The organism is Hoylesella nanceiensis DSM 19126 = JCM 15639, assembly GCF_000379965.1.
GTDB classification, from domain to species: Bacteria; Bacteroidota; Bacteroidia; order Bacteroidales; family Bacteroidaceae; genus Prevotella; species Prevotella nanceiensis.
Map to the genome: position 1 here is coordinate 110,130 of NZ_KB904327.1, position 16,467 is coordinate 126,596.

Annotated in this window: 11 protein-coding genes; 7 read left to right on the forward strand and 4 right to left on the reverse strand. The window is 36.1% G+C overall.

Going from position 1 to position 16,467, the window contains the following annotated elements:
- The first annotated feature begins 741 nt into the window (after positions 1–741).
- The 7 genes from A3GM_RS0100510 (at position 742) to carB (ending at position 11,669) form a co-directional block, all read left to right on the forward strand.
- Entirely contained in the window at positions 742–1,776 is a 1,035-nt protein-coding gene (locus A3GM_RS0100510; protein ID WP_018361430.1) for a winged helix DNA-binding domain-containing protein, read from the forward strand.
- A gap of 312 nt (positions 1,777–2,088) precedes the next feature.
- Positions 2,089–3,183: an SGNH/GDSL hydrolase family protein gene (locus tag A3GM_RS0100515; protein WP_018361431.1), complete on the forward strand. Its 1,095-nt coding sequence runs from the start codon at positions 2,089–2,091 to the stop codon at positions 3,181–3,183.
- 229 nt (positions 3,184–3,412) lie between these two features.
- Positions 3,413–4,369, forward strand: a complete 957-nt coding sequence (locus A3GM_RS0100520; RefSeq protein WP_018361432.1) for a helix-turn-helix transcriptional regulator — start codon at positions 3,413–3,415, stop codon at positions 4,367–4,369.
- Positions 4,370–4,525: 156 nt separating this feature from the next.
- The gene (locus tag A3GM_RS0100525) at positions 4,526–5,320 is read left to right on the forward strand and encodes a polysaccharide biosynthesis/export family protein (RefSeq protein WP_025829764.1); all 795 of its coding nucleotides are present in this window, start codon (positions 4,526–4,528) and stop codon (positions 5,318–5,320) included.
- 104 nt (positions 5,321–5,424) lie between these two features.
- The gene (locus A3GM_RS0100530) at positions 5,425–7,326 is read left to right on the forward strand and encodes an amidophosphoribosyltransferase (RefSeq protein ID WP_018361434.1); all 1,902 of its coding nucleotides are present in this window, start codon (positions 5,425–5,427) and stop codon (positions 7,324–7,326) included.
- 6 nt (positions 7,327–7,332) lie between these two features.
- Positions 7,333–8,406, forward strand: a complete 1,074-nt coding sequence (carA, locus tag A3GM_RS0100535; RefSeq protein ID WP_018361435.1) for a glutamine-hydrolyzing carbamoyl-phosphate synthase small subunit — start codon at positions 7,333–7,335, stop codon at positions 8,404–8,406.
- 32 nt (positions 8,407–8,438) lie between these two features.
- Positions 8,439–11,669 carry a carbamoyl-phosphate synthase (glutamine-hydrolyzing) large subunit gene (carB, locus tag A3GM_RS0100540; protein WP_018361436.1) on the forward strand — a complete coding sequence of 1,077 codons (3,231 nt, stop codon included), beginning with the start codon at positions 8,439–8,441 and terminating at the stop codon, positions 11,667–11,669.
- 337 nt (positions 11,670–12,006) lie between these two features.
- On the opposite strand, the gene A3GM_RS0100545 is transcribed toward carB, so the two are convergent.
- The 4 genes from A3GM_RS0100545 to radA all read right to left on the reverse strand — a co-directional run bounded on the left by A3GM_RS0100545 (position 12,007) and on the right by radA (position 16,295).
- Positions 12,007–12,546 carry a ComF family protein gene (locus A3GM_RS0100545; RefSeq protein WP_018361437.1) on the reverse strand — a complete coding sequence of 180 codons (540 nt, stop codon included), beginning with the start codon at positions 12,544–12,546 and terminating at the stop codon, positions 12,007–12,009.
- A gap of 245 nt (positions 12,547–12,791) precedes the next feature.
- Entirely contained in the window at positions 12,792–14,042 is a 1,251-nt protein-coding gene (locus A3GM_RS0100550; RefSeq protein ID WP_018361438.1) for a phosphoglycerate kinase, read from the reverse strand.
- Positions 14,043–14,199: 157 nt separating this feature from the next.
- A complete protein-coding gene (queC, locus tag A3GM_RS0100555) occupies positions 14,200–14,868 on the reverse strand; it encodes a 7-cyano-7-deazaguanine synthase QueC (RefSeq protein ID WP_018361439.1) in 669 nt (222 codons plus the stop codon).
- Between the two features lie 17 nt (positions 14,869–14,885).
- On the reverse strand, positions 14,886–16,295 hold the full coding sequence (gene radA / locus A3GM_RS0100560; RefSeq protein ID WP_018361440.1) for a DNA repair protein RadA: 1,410 nt from the start codon (positions 16,293–16,295) through the stop codon (positions 14,886–14,888).
- Between the last annotated feature and the right edge of the window lie 172 nt (positions 16,296–16,467).

Sequence of the window (16,467 nt, forward strand, 5' to 3'; positions counted from 1 at the left end):
TAATTATACTTTGATTTTATGTGATTGCTATTATATTTATAATAACTTGATAATCATATTCTATATGTTTTATAGTAAAGTTTATATTTGACTATTTTTGAGGTAGATATTATTATACATTCTCTTTTGTTTTTATTCAGCTTAGGTGGTGATGTTGATGTATTATACATCTTGCTACATACCTTTTCTTTTGCACTTTCTTTCTTGCTGATTTAATTTTGTATTGCGAAAGTTGCATATCAACCATTTTATTAGAAACCAATAGCAAAGAAATAAGGAGGTAAATGATGCAAAGTACATTTCTTTTCAAAGTTGTTCTCCAAGTTAAGAATAGAGTCTTTGTGCTTTGTACTGTTACTTTTTATCTCTTCTTTTATTACTGTTTGTTTCTTTTGCCAATCTCTAATGAGTGTCTTTCTTTATGAATCTCTCTTTGAGAATAGTATAAAAATAAAGAAATAGCAACGAGAATATTTCTTTATCTAAATCCTTTGTAGTGCTATAGAATTACTTCCTATATCTTTTTGCAGTGCTTTTACCTTTCAATAGCACTGCTTTTAGGGTGTAATAGCATTGCTTTTATCGTGCAAACTCATTGCTTTTTCATTATAAAGAGTTTATTTTTCTGTGTTAACTCAATCAGAATAACTTTGTTTTACTTTTAAAAATCAATGTTCATGTTGGTGATATAGGCTTAATTCTCTATATTTGTAGAGCTTTTTAGAAAGGAAAATAGTTGTAATGAATCCGATATTAATTAGACAACTCAATCAAAATCTTATTTGTTCTGAGTTTACATCGCCCGAAGAAGTGGTGGACTATATGGGTGCAATGCAAGCTCAAGATAGTCGAATGATGCGTTGGGCGGTAGCAATGAGAACCCAAAAGCCATCAATGTCGGTATTTAAGAAAGCATTTGATGACGGAAATATAATTAGATTGCACCTTATGCGAGGTACTTGGCAATTGGTTTCGGCTGAAAATTATTGGTGGTTATTAGACCTGTTTGCGCCAAGAGCCATCTCGGTTATAAAGGGTTGGGTGCGGAGTAATAAAATCGAGATATCGGAAAAAGAGTTGATGAAGATACGAGAAATTATTGCTCTGGAAGCAGAAGATAAAGGGTTTGTTACCAAAGAAGATATTGTAAGGGCTTTAAAAGCGAAAGATATTGAGCTAAACGATAGGTGTTTGAGTTATCATATTCGTTTAGCTGAATTGGCAGGAACTATTTGTAGTGGTGAATTATTGCCCAATAAAACCACCTATGCACTTGCTTCTAATAGAATTAAGCTTACTAATTCAATAGAAAGAGATGAGGCTTTGAAGCGAATAGCTCGCTTATACTTTAAAAGTAGACAGCCTGCAACATTCGAAGACTTTGTTTGGTGGTCGGGATTAACTATAACTGATTGTCGAAAAGCTATCCATCTTTTGGGAGACTACCTACATAAACAAGAGCTCTTTGGAGAGGAGTTTTATTTAACGGAGGATTGTAAAGTGCATAGTTCGTATCAAGAGGAATACCAATTGATTCCATCTTATGATGAATATCTCATAAGTTATAAGAGTCGCCATTTAGTTTTATCTTCAGAATACAAGCATAAAGCTCACAATAATAATGGAATATTTCAGCCAATAATAGCGCACCAGGGTGTTATATGTGGTAATTGGAGTCCTAATTCAGATGATTTACAACCTACATTCTTTCTTGAGGAGCATAGTGGAAACCTGAGAAAAGAAATCGATAGATATAAAAACTTTCTTTTAAAATGATGAGATGAGGCATTCTATCTTCATTTTTATTATAAGGTTTTAGAGGAAGATAGAATGCTCTTTTTCTTGCTTCATTCGTTATAATTCACTAACTTTGAAACAGAATTGTTACATCTGTTGCAAGCACCTACATAGCATATCGATGTTTTGTAGTGTATAAATATATAAGTATTTTAGATTAATTCTGTTTTGTAAGGAGCTTATAATTTTATACTTATCAATCCTTTTGAGGGCATTTAAACCAATTATAGAATCACACTAATGGTTGAAGAATATCGTTTTTAGAATCCTAAAAATCAATAAAGAAGAAGTATGCAGCAATATTTAAAAGCAAAAGTCCTTTTTATTTTCATCTTATTATTTACAATACAGGCAAATGGTCAGTCGTTTACATGGCATAAACCGTTACAAGAAAGTAATTATGTTGTTAATGGAAGGGCCTGGAACGAAGAACTAAAGAGCAACTATGCACGCTTACCTGAGCGTTTTAAAGCAATTGTTCCGGCTAAAATTTGGAACCTTTCGGCTAACTCAGCAGGGCTAACAATCAGGTTCTTTACCAACTCACGCAATCTGCAAGTAAAATATACCATTGTAAAAGCAAATCAATTGCCTAATATGTCTCGCCTAAATCAAGAGGGAGTGGATCTTTATGCCACTAATAAAAGTGGAAAAACACATTGGATTGGTAATCACATGCAATGGAATTGGGGCGATACACTTAGTTTTACTTTTAGAGATTTAGAAACAAAAGAAGGAACTTACGAATTATATTTACCTCCTTATAGCACTGTGACAAGTTTGAAGATAGGTAGTGATAAAGGTGCTATATTTCGCTTTCTGCCTGTAACTAATGAAAAACCTGTTGTTATTTATGGCTCTTCTATCGTTCAAGGTGCATCTCCTTCTCGTCCTGGACTTACATGGACCAATACGCTTAAACGCCTAACTGGATACAATATAGTGAATATGGGGTTCAGTGGGTCGTGCTTAATGGAACCCGCTTTGTTTGATGCTTTGAGCGAGATCGATGCAAGATGCTTTGTTATAGACCCTATTCCCAATAGTTATCGTTTAACAGATGAAGAGATAGTAAGTCGACTTCGTTATGGAATTCTTCGTTTGCGTAGTAAAAGTAAAGCACCCATTCTTGTGTCAGAGAGCTATCCACAGATAGATATAGTCTTTAATCCTCATGCAGAAGATCGTATGCGTGCAGCAAATAAGGTTTTATTTGAAGCTGTAAAGCAATTGCAGAAAGAAGGAGTAAGCAGACTTTATTATCAATTTAGTAAGGAAATAGAATTTGTTGAAGACGCTATGATTGAAGCAAAGCACCCTAATGACATTGGATGTGTGGCTTATGCAAAAGCTTATCAAAGAACGCTTAGAAAAATTCTACGTTAAATCTTTCTCTTTGTTTCATTAAAAACTCTATTGAATTCTTCACCTTTTATATAATAGAAGAAATAGAATTAGCGAAAAAGGAAAAGAAAACTCTTTTGAGATAAGATTGTTGTGACTTAGATATTTAATATTCATTATTTCGTGTAAAAAGAGAAAATAAATAGAAAACTTTATGTCGTTTGTCAGAAAATATTAATATTTTTGCATCAGATATATCATAATCTATAAAATGAAGAATCAAAAGATGTACGAAGCTGATGATAAAATGATATCTATCATCAGAGACAATTATAGTATTCTGCAAAGTCTTGGAGCCTTTGGAATTAATCTTGGATTTGGAGATAAGACCGTTAAAGAGGTGTGTGAAGACCAAAAGGTGGACACATATACTTTCTTAGCTGTTGTTAACTTCACGATTAATGGTTATCGAGATTATGATGATGCGGATAGAATGTCTATTCCAACACTTTTACATTATCTACAAGCTTCGCACGATTATTTCCTCGATTTCTCTCTTCCTTTTATACGAGCAAAACTCGTTGAGGCTCTAGATGTAAATGATAATCTTGCTCGTTTGATTCTTAAAATATATGATGAGTATTCGCATAGCATACGAAATCATATGAAATACGAAGAGAAAAATGTGTTCCCTTATGTCAATAACCTTATTAATAATGTAGTAACGGGAGCGTATGATATTGACACTTATTCGAAACATCATGGACAAATAGATAATAAACTTAAGGAATTAAAGAGCATTATTATCAAATATCTTCCTTCGGATGGCTTGCGTAACAATTTATTGTCGGCAGCTTTGTTCGATATTTATAATTGTGAAACATGGCTAATGCAACATGCTCTGGTAGAAGATGAAATATTTATTCCTGTGATTAGACGACTAGAACATAAGTCAAAGCAAAATGATGTGTCGTTTAAAATATCGAATATGATTAATCAAGGAACTGAAACTGCCGATAATTTAAGCGATCGTGAACGTGATGTTATCGTTAGTTTGGTTCAAGGAATGACCAATAAAGAAATTGCAGAACATCTTTGTATTTCTATCAATACGGTGATAACTCATCGTAGAAATATTGCTCGCAAACTTCAAATCCATTCGCCTGCAGGTTTAACTATTTATGCAATAGTGAATAATTTGGTAGACATCTCGTCTGTTAAATTATAATAGGTGTAAATAAGTGCTGTATGATTGTCTGGCGAAGGCATTGTACTGCACAGCCAATAGGGAAGTATAGCGAAGTGATAAAATGTAAGTTAAATATTTGTGATATTAGATAAATCTTTCTATATTTGCATAATTAAATAATATAGTCTCATTTCAATGAAAAAGATTGTTACCCCCATCGTGTTATTTTGCATGGTTTTAGCCATGGTAAGTAGTTGTGTTAGCACTAAGGATGTTCCTTATATGAAGAACGCCGATGTTGTAGATCTAACATCTTCTCGTGGTCTATATGATGCAAAGATAATGCCTAAAGATTTATTAACGATAACAGTTAATACATTAAATGCAGATGCTTCAGCTCCTTTTAATGTTGGAAGCGCTTCAACAGCAACACAAGGAAACTCTACTTCTGTAAATAATCAAGGTTATTTAGTAGACAATAATGGTGATATCGAATTCCCATTAGTAGGAAAGATACACGTAGAAGGCTTGACAAAGACACAATGTCAAGACGTAATACGTGAGAAGATTCTTCCTTATTTAGCTAAAACAGAGCGTCCACTTGTAACTGTTCGTATGTCAAGTTATCGTGTAACTGTGCTTGGTGAAGTAGGACATCCAGGAGTAATTCCTGTTAGTTCTGAGAAAATGAGTATCTTAGAGGCTCTTGCTCAGGCTGGTGACTTAACCATTTATGGTGTAAGAAACAATGTAATGCTTATCCGTGAAGATCAAGTAGGACAAAAAAGTATTCATCGTTTAAATCTTAATGATGCCAATATCATTAACTCTCCTTATTACTATTTGCAGCAAAACGACGTTATCTACGTCGAGCCTAATAAGGTGAAAGCTAAGAACTCTGACGTTGGAACATCGACAACCATGATTTTCTCTGTGGTTGGTTTGGTTACATCTTTAGCAACTTTAGTGGTTAGTATATTGAGAAAATAAATAATAGAGCTAAGAAGCACGTTCGCTTCTTGGCTCTAACTTTTTAACATTATGAATTAACTCTCTTTTAATTGCATTTAGAATAAAAACGGAGATAGATAGAAATGGAACAACTAAAACACGAATGTGGAATCGCAATGGTGCGACTCTTAAAGCCTTTAGAGTATTATCAGCAAAAGTATGGAACATGGATGTATGGCTTAAATAAACTATACTTGCTGATGGAAAAGCAACATAATCGTGGACAAGAAGGGGCAGGTTTGGCTTGTGTTAAGCTTGATGGAGAGCCTGGAACCGAATATATGTTTAGAGAAAGAGCAGAAGGCTCTAATGCAATTACAGAAATTTTCGCAAATGTTCATGCAAACTTTAAGAACATAGATAATAGCTTGTTATCTGATGTTGCGTATGCAAAAGAGCATCTTCCCTTTGCAGGAGAAATGTATATGGGACACTTGCGTTATTCAACAACAGGTAAAAAAGGATTGAAGTATGTTCATCCTTTTATGAGAAGAAACAACTGGAGAGCTAAGAATCTATGTCTTTGTGGTAACTTCAACATGACAAACATTGATGAAGTGTTTGAATACCTAACTCTACAAGGACAGTTCCCACGCATCTATAGCGATAGTTATATTATGCTAGAGTTGCTTGGTCATCGATTAGATCGTGAGGTAGAACGTAATTTCATCGCTGCTAAAGCAATGGAAATGGAAAACAAAGAAATTACGTCTTACATCGAAGACAACATTAAGATTAGTAATGTTCTCAAGACATCGATGGACAATTTTGATGGAGGATATGTCGTTTGTGGTTTAACAGGTAGTGGAGAATCGTTTGCAATGCGTGATCCTTGGGGAATACGTCCAGCCTTTTACTATAAGGATGATGAGATTGTTGCAGTGGCAAGTGAACGCCCTGTGCTTCAAACAACATTCGACTTGGCAGTTGAAGATATTCAAGAATTAGAGCCAGGTACAGCCCTTATGGTAAAGAAAGATGGCAAATGCACCATCAAACGTATCTTGGAACAATGTGGAGATTCTAAATGTTCATTCGAAAGAATATACTTTAGCCGTGGTTCAGACAGAGATATTTATAACGAAAGAAAGAAGTTAGGTGAGCAATTAACAAAGCCCATCTTGAAAGCTATCGATGGTGATGTGGCTAAAACAGTATTCTCTTTCATTCCTAATACAGCTGAAGTGGCTTTCTTTGGGATGTTAGATGGATTTAAATATTATGTTGATGACCAGAAAATTAAACAAATAGAAGCTTTAGATCACAAGCCAACTCACGAAGAGTTATGTGCAATTATTCATAATTATGTACGCAGTGAAAAGGTCGCAATCAAAGATATTAAACTTCGAACCTTTATTGCAGAGGGTAATTCTCGTAATGATTTGGCTTCGCACGTCTATGACATTACTTATGGAAGTATAAAAGCTTACGAAGATAATCTTGTGGTGATAGATGATAGTATCGTTCGAGGAACAACGCTAAAGAAAAGTATTTTCCGAATATTAGACCGCTTGCATCCAAAGAAAATCGTAATAGTAAGTAGCGCACCTCAAATCCGTTATCCTGATTATTACGGTATAGATATGCCTTGTTTAGAGGAGTTTTGTGTGTTCCAAGCAACTATAGAATTGTTGGAAGAGCGTGGAATGACGGACTTGATAGAAACCGTTTACAATGATTGTGTAAACGAGTTGCGCAAGAGTAAAGAAGAAATGCAGAATTGTGTTCGTGCTATTTACGAGCCATTTACTGTTGAAGAAATCAATAATAAAATTGTAGAAATGCTTCGTCCTGAAGGAGTTACTACTCCAATAGATATCGTATTCCAGTCTATTGAAGGGCTTCGAGCTGCAATTCCAAATCATAAAGGAGATTGGTATTTCACTGGTTATTATCCAACTCCTGGTGGCACAAAGCTTTGTAATCAAGCTTTTGTGAATTTTGTAAATAATAAGTATAAGACTAATAACAACAAACAATCATAGAAAGTAATGAAAAATGTGACGTTATTGTTGAGTGATGGAACTCAATTTCATGGTAAGAGTTTTGGCTATGAAGCGCCTATTGCAGGAGAAGTAGTATTTAACACTGCAATGATGGGATATCCCGAAAGTCTTACCGACCCTTCTTATGCAGGTCAATTAATGGTTCTTACATATCCATTAGTTGGCAACTATGGTGTTCCACCGTTTACTTTTGAGGAGAATGGCTTGCCTACTTTCATGGAAAGTGACAAGATTCATGCTTCTGCAATAATTGTTTCTGATTATTGCGAAGAGTATTCTCACTGGAATGCTAAAGAGAGTTTAGCTGCTTGGTTGCAAAGAGAAAAGGTTCCAGGGATAACAGGAATTGACACAAGAGAGTTGACCAAAGTTTTAAGAAGTCATGGAGTGATGATGGGAAAGATTATCTTTGACGATGAACCCAATAATATTCCAGAAGCAGATTATGAAGGAGTTAACTTCGTAGACCGTGTTAGTTGCAAGGAAGTAATACGTTACAATGTTGGTGCAGGCAAAAAAGTTGTTTTAGTAGACTGTGGTGTTAAAGCCAATATTATTCGTTGCTTAATCAATAGAGGTGTAGAAGTTATAAGAGTTCCTTGGGACTACGACTATACAAGTATGCAGTTTGATGGTCTGTTTTTGGGTAATGGTCCTGGCGATCCAGATACATGTGAGAAAACAGTTGACATCTTAAAGCGTTTCATGAGCACAACAACTAAGCCAATATGTGGTATCTGTATGGGTAATCAATTATTGGCAAAGGCAGGTGGAGCCACAATTTATAAGTTGAAATACGGACATCGTTCGCACAACCAACCAGTTAGAATGGTAGGCACAGATAAATGTTTTATCACCAGTCAAAACCATGGTTATGCTGTAGATTCAAAGACATTAGGAAGCGATTGGGAAGAACTATTTGTTAATATGAATGATGGTTCAAACGAAGGAATCCGTCATAAACATAATCCTTGGTTCTCTTCTCAGTTTCACCCCGAAGCATGTTCAGGTCCTGTTGATACTGAATTTATTTTCGATGACTTCGTGAATTCACTCTAATATTCTATTATAAGCTAATAAAACGATTTACAATGAAATACGACAATATAAAGAAAGTTCTTCTATTAGGTTCGGGAGCATTAAAGATTGGCGAAGCAGGTGAGTTTGATTATTCAGGTTCACAAGCTTTAAAAGCATTGCGAGAAGAGGGAATTGAAACAATTCTTATCAATCCAAATATTGCAACTGTTCAAACATCTGAAGGTGTTGCAGACCATATTTATTTCTTACCTGTTCAGCCATACTTCGTAGAACGAGTAATAGAAAAAGAGCGTCCAGATGGTATTCTACTCTCTTTTGGTGGACAAACTGCCCTAAACTGTGGTGTAGAACTATTTAAATCAGGAGTATTAGAGAAGTACAATGTACAAGTTTTAGGAACTCCTGTACAAGCAATTATCGATACAGAAGACCGAGAAATATTCGTAAACAAGCTAAATGAAATTAATGTAAAGACCATTAAGAGCGAAGCTTGTGAAACTATAGAACACGCTCGTAAGGCAGCAAAAGAATTAGGCTATCCAGTTATTATTCGTGCAGCTTATGCTTTAGGAGGCCTTGGTAGTGGTTTCTGCGATAACGAAGAAGAACTCAATGCACTTGCAGAAAAAGCATTTTCGTTCTCTCCTCAAGTTCTAGTTGAAAAGAGTTTGAAAGGTTGGAAGGAAGTAGAATACGAAGTTGTACGTGACAGATACGACAATTGTATCACCGTTTGTAACATGGAAAACTTCGATCCACTTGGTATTCACACAGGAGAAAGTATCGTAGTTGCTCCTTCTCAAACCCTAACTAATAGCGAATATCATAAGCTAAGAGCTCTTTCTATAAAGATTATACGCCACATTGGCATTGTTGGAGAGTGTAACGTGCAGTATGCTTTCGACCCTGTTAGCGAAGATTATCGTGTAATTGAGGTGAATGCACGCTTGAGTCGTTCTTCTGCATTGGCTTCAAAAGCAACAGGATATCCACTTGCTTTCGTTGCTGCTAAATTAGGTATGGGTTATGGTTTGTTTGAGTTAAAGAACTCAGTAACCAAGACAACCAGCGCATTCTTTGAACCAGCTCTAGACTATGTAGTATGTAAAATACCACGTTGGGATTTAAGTAAGTTCCATGGAGTAGACAAAGAACTTGGCTCAAGTATGAAGTCTGTGGGCGAGGTAATGGCTATTGGCCGCAATTTCGAAGAAGCAATACAAAAGGGATTGCGTATGATTGGCCAAGGAATGCACGGCTTTGTTGAGAATAAAGAATTAGAAATCAAAGATATAGACAAGGCATTAAGAGAGCCAACAGATAAGCGAATTTTCATTATCTCAAAGGCTATGCACCGTGGTTACACCATCGATCAAATTCATGACCTTACAAAAATTGATCGTTGGTTCTTGTCTAAACTAAAGAATATCATTGATATTGATGAGCGTTTACGAGCTTGCACAAGTGTAAATGTAATTGACAAGGCTTTACTAAAAGAGGCTAAAGTTTATGGATTTACAGACTTCCAAATCGCAAGAGCCGTAGGACTTGAAAAAGAATTAGGGAGTATGCACAAAGCATCTCTTGCTGTAAGAAATCTCAGAAAGTCGTTTGGAATCTTGCCTGTTGTTAAGCAAATAGACACACTTGCAGCCGAATATCCAGCTCAAACCAACTATTTGTATCTTACATACGCAGGAGTTCAAAACGATATCGAATTTATTAACGATAAACGTTCGATAATTGTTTTAGGTTCAGGAGCATACAGAATTGGTAGTAGTGTTGAATTTGACTGGTGCGGAGTGCAAGCTCTTAACACCATTAGAAAAGAAGGTTATAGATCAATTATGATCAACTATAACCCTGAAACTGTTTCTACCGACTATGACATGTGCGACCGATTATACTTTGATGAATTGACTTTCGAACGTGTAATGGACATCATCGACTTAGAAGCACCACATGGAGTGGTTGTATCTACAGGTGGACAGATTCCTAACAACTTAGCAATTAAGCTCGACGAACAACACGTTCCAATTTTAGGAACAGCAGCTCATGATATTGATAATGCTGAAGACAGAGCTAAGTTCTCATCAATGTTAACACAAAATGGAATTAATCAGCCTGAATGGAGTGCTCTTACAACAATGGAAGATATCGACCAGTTTGTGAATAGAGTAGGATTCCCAGTGTTGGTTCGTCCTTCTTACGTGCTTTCAGGTGCTGCAATGAATGTATGTTCAAATAGAGATGAATTAGAAAAGTTCTTGAAACTTGCTGCAAACGTGTCGGAAGACCACCCTGTTGTGGTAAGTAAATTTATTGAATATGCTAAAGAAATAGAGATGGATGGTGTGGCTCGAAATGGTGAAGTGTTAGCTTATGCAATTTCAGAGCATATCGAATTTGCTGGAGTGCACTCAGGTGACGCAACAATTCAATTCCCACCACAAAAACTTTATGTTGAAACAATGAGACGAATTAAACGTATTAGTCGTCAAATTGCAGAAGCATTGCACATTAATGGTCCTTTCAACATTCAGTTTATGGCACGAGATAACGATATCCTTGTTATTGAGTGTAATCTAAGAGCATCTCGTTCATTCCCATTTGTAAGTAAGGTTTTGAAGATGAATCTTATTGATTTAGCAACAAAGGTGATGTTAGGATTACCAGTAGAGAAGCCAAATAAGAACCTATTTGATATCGACTACGTTGGAATAAAGGCATCTCAATTCTCATTTAACAGACTTCAAAAGGCAGACCCAGTGCTCGGTGTAGACATGGCTTCAACTGGAGAAGTTGGCTGTTTGGGTGATGATACCAACCAAGCACTTATGAAGAGTATGCTAAGTGTGGGTATGCGTATTCCTAAGAAAACAATTCTTATGTCGAACGGAGGAGCAAAACAAAAGGCAGAAATGCTTGATGCAGCTCGTATGCTTGTTCAAAAAGGATATGAAATTTATGCTACTTCGGGAACAAGTAAGTATCTTCTAGAAAATGGTGTTAACAATACACGAGTTTATTGGCCATCAGAAGAGGGACAAGCACCACAAGTTTTAGACCTTCTTCGTGAGAAACAAATAGACATGGTGATCAATATGCCAAAAGACTTAACGGTTCATGAGCTAACAAATGGTTATGCTATTCGTCGTGCGGCGATAGACCTTAACATTCCGCTTATCACTAACTCTCGTTTGGCAAGTGCATTTATTCACGCTTTCTGCACTCTTTCTTTATCGGATATAGATATTAAGAGTTGGGAAGAATATAAGTAAGTAAATTCTTCGCTTTAAGATTTATAATAGCAATTTGCTTCGAAGCACATCTATTTCAGTAATGAGATAGATGTGCTTTTATTTTATTGTAGAAGATAGTTTGAAGTATTTGAAGAGGGTATGTATGCTCTTTTTCTATATACCATCAATAATCTATCCTAAAGACTTGTTCTTATGTGATTGAAAAAGCTATGCTATTGTATTCTAAAAGTAATCTTTTTATATAGTAGAAGTAATCCTTTTATAAGATAATAACAATGCTTTTGTGATGTGGAGATAAAAAGAATAATAGCAGATGAAAAGGAGAGAATAGGGTATGTTGAATAAATGTCGAGCTTTATAACTTTGTATATCCGATAGATAGTACACTTATCTTGATGTCTTTTATTTTTCCTAATTCTCGTCCGCAAGCTGCAACTGTTGAACCAGTGGTGACGATATCGTCTACAATAAGAATGTGTTTTCCTTCGAGTTGGTCTGTGTTTTGAAGAATAAAAGCGTCTTCAACATTCATCATTCTTTCAAGTCTGTCGTTTTTTGTTTGACTGCTTGCAAACTTCTTGCGTGCTATTACATTGGTTCTTACAGGTATTGAGATTACTTTAGAAATACCTTTGGCAATCATCTCACTTTGATTATAACCACGCTTTTTCAATCTTTCTTTCGTTAGTGGAATAGGAATGATATACGAAATACCTTCAAAGAATTCTTTTTCTTGGAACTCGTGTGCAACAAATCGTCCCAGTTCTTCTCCTAAGTCGGGGTGATTGAAATATTTTAAGAGCTGAATGGGTCTACTGACTTTAGAGCCTGTTTCATAGTGAAACAATGCTGCTGCTCGCTCAATAGGAAATCGTGCCCAAAATGTTTTAGCCATATTGTTATCGTAAGGATTAAGAATATGGTTGGTTCTGGGTAGAGTTAAATTACAAACCTCGCATATAAATGTATCGTTGTGATTTACTCTATTATCGCAGATGACACATGTCTTGGGCGCAATGAGATTAAAAAGGCAACTTATTAGGTGTAGCATATAAATAAAAAGAAGGGATATCTATCTTTCAATAGTTATCCCTTCTTACTCTAATTAAAATTATGTTTACTTATCTTTCGATATAAGTATTATTCATTGATTGCTGCAACTCCTGGAAGAATCTTGCCTTCGATAGCTTCAAGCATAGCACCACCACCTGTTGAAACGTAAGAAACTTTATCTGCAAGTCCGAACTTATTAACAGCAGCAACAGAGTCTCCACCACCAACTAGAGAGAAAGCACCGTTCTCTTGTGTTGCTTGTGCAACGTATTTAGCGATTTCGCCTGTTCCGTGTGCAAAGTTTTCAAATTCGAATACACCTACAGGACCATTCCAAAGGATAGTCTTAGAGTTAAGAATAATTTCTTTCCAGTGTACTAAAGACTCTTCAGAAGCGTCCATTCCTTCCCATCCTGCAGGAATATTAAAGATGTCTACAACCTTGCGATTAGCATCGTTTGAGAAGCTATCAGCAGCAACTGTAGCTGTAGAAAGTGAAAGGTTAACACCTTTTTCTTTAGCAGCCTTCATTACATTAAGTGCTTCTGGCATCAAATCATCTTCGTGAAGAGATTCACCAATGTTACCACCTTGTGCCTTAATGAATGTGTAACCCATTCCACCACCAATGATAAGGTTGTCTACTTTGTCTAACAGGTTCTTGATAACTGCAAGCTTAGAGCTTACTTTAGAACCACCAATAATAGCAGTGAAAGGATGTTGTGCGTTCTTTAAAACGTTGTCAATTGCTGTTACTTCTTTTTCCATTAGGAAACCTAACATCTTTGAATCTTTATCAAAGTAGTCTGCAATTACAGCAGTAGAAGCGTGTCTTCTGTGAGCAGTTCCGAAGGCATCATTAACATAAACGTCTGCATATGAAGCAAGAGTCTTAGCAAACTCCTTTTGACGTTCTTTCATTTCCTTCTTTGCTTCGTCGTATTTTGGGTCCTCTTTATCAATGCCTACAGGCTTACCTTCTTCCTCTGGATAGAAGCGAAGGTTCTCTAATAATAAAGCTTCTCCACACTTCAAGTCTGCAGCTTCTTGTGCAGCTTTACCACAATCGTTAGCAAATTTAACTTCAACACCAAGTGCATCAGAAACGTTTTTCACAATTTGGCTAAGAGAAAGTTCTGCTTTTACCTTTCCTTTTGGCTTGCCCATGTGGCTCATCATGATAAGGGCACCACCGTCATTTAATACCTTTTTAAGTGTAGGAAGTGCACCACGAATTCTTGTTTCATCTGTAACATGTCCTTCTTTATCAAGAGGTACGTTGAAATCTACACGCACAATTGCTTTTTTACCAGCAAAGTTGAAATCATTGATCTTCATTGTTTATATTTTTTATTTATTTGATAATACTAAAATTGAATACGCAAATATAGCAAAAAAAACTGAGAAAGAGGTCCTTTCACATATTATTTTGCTGTTTTTTGTCTTCTGTTGGCGTAAAAGAAAAATATCTTCTGTATTATAACTCTGTTCCTATTTATTTTGAAGATGAATTTTCAGAATAAATAGTAGTGTCTTTAATGCCAGCTTCTTGCAATGCTTCTTTGCGTTCAATACATGTTCCGCATACGCCACAATGGAGTTCTTCACCCTTATAACAGCTCCAAGTTTCTGCAAAATCGATGTTTAATTCCTTACCAATTTTTGCAATATCTCCTTTCGTAATGTGAGTGTAAGGTGCTTCAATAGAGACATTAACAAATGTACCTGCTTGTGCAGCTTGATCCATTGCTTTAATAAATTCATTTCTACAATCAGGATAAATGGTGTGATCTCCACCATGGTTGGCAATGAATACCTTTTTTAACCCGTTGCTTTCAGCTATTCCTATGGCAATAGAAAGCATAATACCATTTCTAAAAGGTACAACCGTTGATTTCATATTGTCGCTTGCGTAGTGACCTTCAGGTATCTTTTCGGCACCTTCTAACAAGCTGCTTTTAAAATACTGATGCATGAAATCTAAATCGATAGTAATGTGTTGAATACCTAAACGCTCGCAATGCATCTTTGCAAAGGGTATCTCTTTGTTGTTATGATTACTGCCATAGTTAAACGAAATACCCAAAGCTATCTCGTCTTTCTTATCATAGAGTAGAGTGATGGAATCCATTCCACCACTTACTATAATAATCGAATCCTTCATATTGATATATAAGTAAGTTATCCAAATAATATTCTTAAAGCCTCTTCTACTTTCTTTACAGGGTGAAGTTGTATGGAATATTTCTTCACATCGAACCCTTGTAGGTTGTTTTGAGGTATAATCATGTGGGTAAAGCCAAGTTTTTCAGCTTCAGAAATGCGTTGCTCTATTCTACTAACAGTACGCACTTCACCGCTAAGTCCAACTTCTCCAGCCATACACCAACCCACATCTATAGGTGTATCTACATTACTTGACAACACTGCAACTATGACACTAAGGTCCATTGCCAAATCGGTTACACGCAAACCACCAGCAATATTGAGGAAAACGTCTTTCTGCATGAGTTTAAATCCTACTCGCTTTTCGAGTACAGCCAATAGCATATTGAGTCTACGTTGCTCAAAACCTGTTGCAGAACGCTGTGGAGTTCCATAAGCAGCAGTAGACACTAACGCTTGAGTTTCAAGCATTAAAGGTCGTGCTCCCTCTATTGCACAACTGATTGCGACGCCAGATAAGCCACTAAGGTCTTGCGATAAAAGTAGCTCTGATGGGTTTTCTACTTGGCGAAGTCCTGTATCTCGCATTTCATAAATGCCCAATTCAGAAGTACTTCCGAATCTATTTTTAGTAGCTCTAAGTATTCTATATACGTGATGTTGGTCGCCTTCGAACATAATAACCGTATCAACTATATGCTCAAGTACCTTTGGACCAGCGAAAGTTCCTTCTTTATTGATGTGTCCAATGAGAAGAACTGGTGTGTTTGTTGTCTTTGCAAAGCGTAGAAGTTGTGACGAACATTCTCTCACTTGTGTGATACTTCCTGGGCTACTTTCTACTTGTTCTGTAGAAATAGTTTGGATAGAGTCTATAATGATCAATTCAGGTTGAATGTCAATGATCTGCTCAAAGATAGTCTCTAATGACGTTTCACATAATATAATAAGGTTATCATGGTCGATAGAAGTATCCTTTAAGCCTTTAGATAAACGTTCGGCACGCATCTTTAGTTGATATGCACTCTCTTCACCGCTTACATATAACACTTTAAGATGCGACAAAGATAAAAGTGTTTGCATTGTGAGCGTACTCTTTCCAATACCTGGCTCTCCGCCAAGTAGGGTGATCGAACCTCTAACAAGTCCACCTCCAAGAACACGATTTAGCTCTCCGTCGTTCATATTAATGCGTGGAGCTTCGGTTCCCGATATTTCATTTAAGCGCAAAGGCTTATTGTCTTGATTTGCAAGATGATGTGGGTTACTTGCTATTGTGGTTCTACTTGTGGTTTTCTTGCTATTACTTCCGAGTCTAAACTCTTTGAAAGTGTTCCATTCTCCACATGAAGGACACTTGCCAATCCACTTTGCTGAGTCGAAACCACAATTCGAACAAACATAAGCAATTTTATCTTTTGCCATCTAATTGTTTCTTATATTTTGTTGTTGTCAATTGTCTTTGTTTTGCACTAGATATGCTATATAAATAATGTTACATACGAAGTGCTAGACAAAAGTAGTAATAATTTCTTAGTTAGGAAAATAATTATTACTTTTGCAATACTGTGTTATAGTATGAAATGAATACAATTAT

Excerpts from the sequence above, each read along its gene's own strand:
- A3GM_RS0100510 (WP_018361430.1), top strand. The coding sequence starts at position 742 with ATGAATCCGATATTAATTAGACAACTCAATCAAAATCTTATTTGTTCT.
- A3GM_RS0100515 (WP_018361431.1), top strand. The coding sequence starts at position 2,089 with ATGCAGCAATATTTAAAAGCAAAAGTCCTTTTTATTTTCATCTTATTA.
- A3GM_RS0100520 (WP_018361432.1), top strand. The coding sequence starts at position 3,413 with ATGAAGAATCAAAAGATGTACGAAGCTGATGATAAAATGATATCTATC.
- A3GM_RS0100525 (WP_025829764.1), top strand. The coding sequence starts at position 4,526 with ATGAAAAAGATTGTTACCCCCATCGTGTTATTTTGCATGGTTTTAGCC.
- A3GM_RS0100530 (WP_018361434.1), top strand. The coding sequence starts at position 5,425 with ATGGAACAACTAAAACACGAATGTGGAATCGCAATGGTGCGACTCTTA.
- carA (WP_018361435.1), top strand. The coding sequence starts at position 7,333 with ATGAAAAATGTGACGTTATTGTTGAGTGATGGAACTCAATTTCATGGT.
- carB (WP_018361436.1), top strand. The coding sequence starts at position 8,439 with ATGAAATACGACAATATAAAGAAAGTTCTTCTATTAGGTTCGGGAGCA.
- A3GM_RS0100545 (WP_018361437.1), bottom strand. The coding sequence starts at position 12,546 with ATGGCTAAAACATTTTGGGCACGATTTCCTATTGAGCGAGCAGCAGCA.
- A3GM_RS0100550 (WP_018361438.1), bottom strand. The coding sequence starts at position 14,042 with ATGAAGATCAATGATTTCAACTTTGCTGGTAAAAAAGCAATTGTGCGT.
- queC (WP_018361439.1), bottom strand. The coding sequence starts at position 14,868 with ATGAAGGATTCGATTATTATAGTAAGTGGTGGAATGGATTCCATCACT.
- radA (WP_018361440.1), bottom strand. The coding sequence starts at position 16,295 with ATGGCAAAAGATAAAATTGCTTATGTTTGTTCGAATTGTGGTTTCGAC.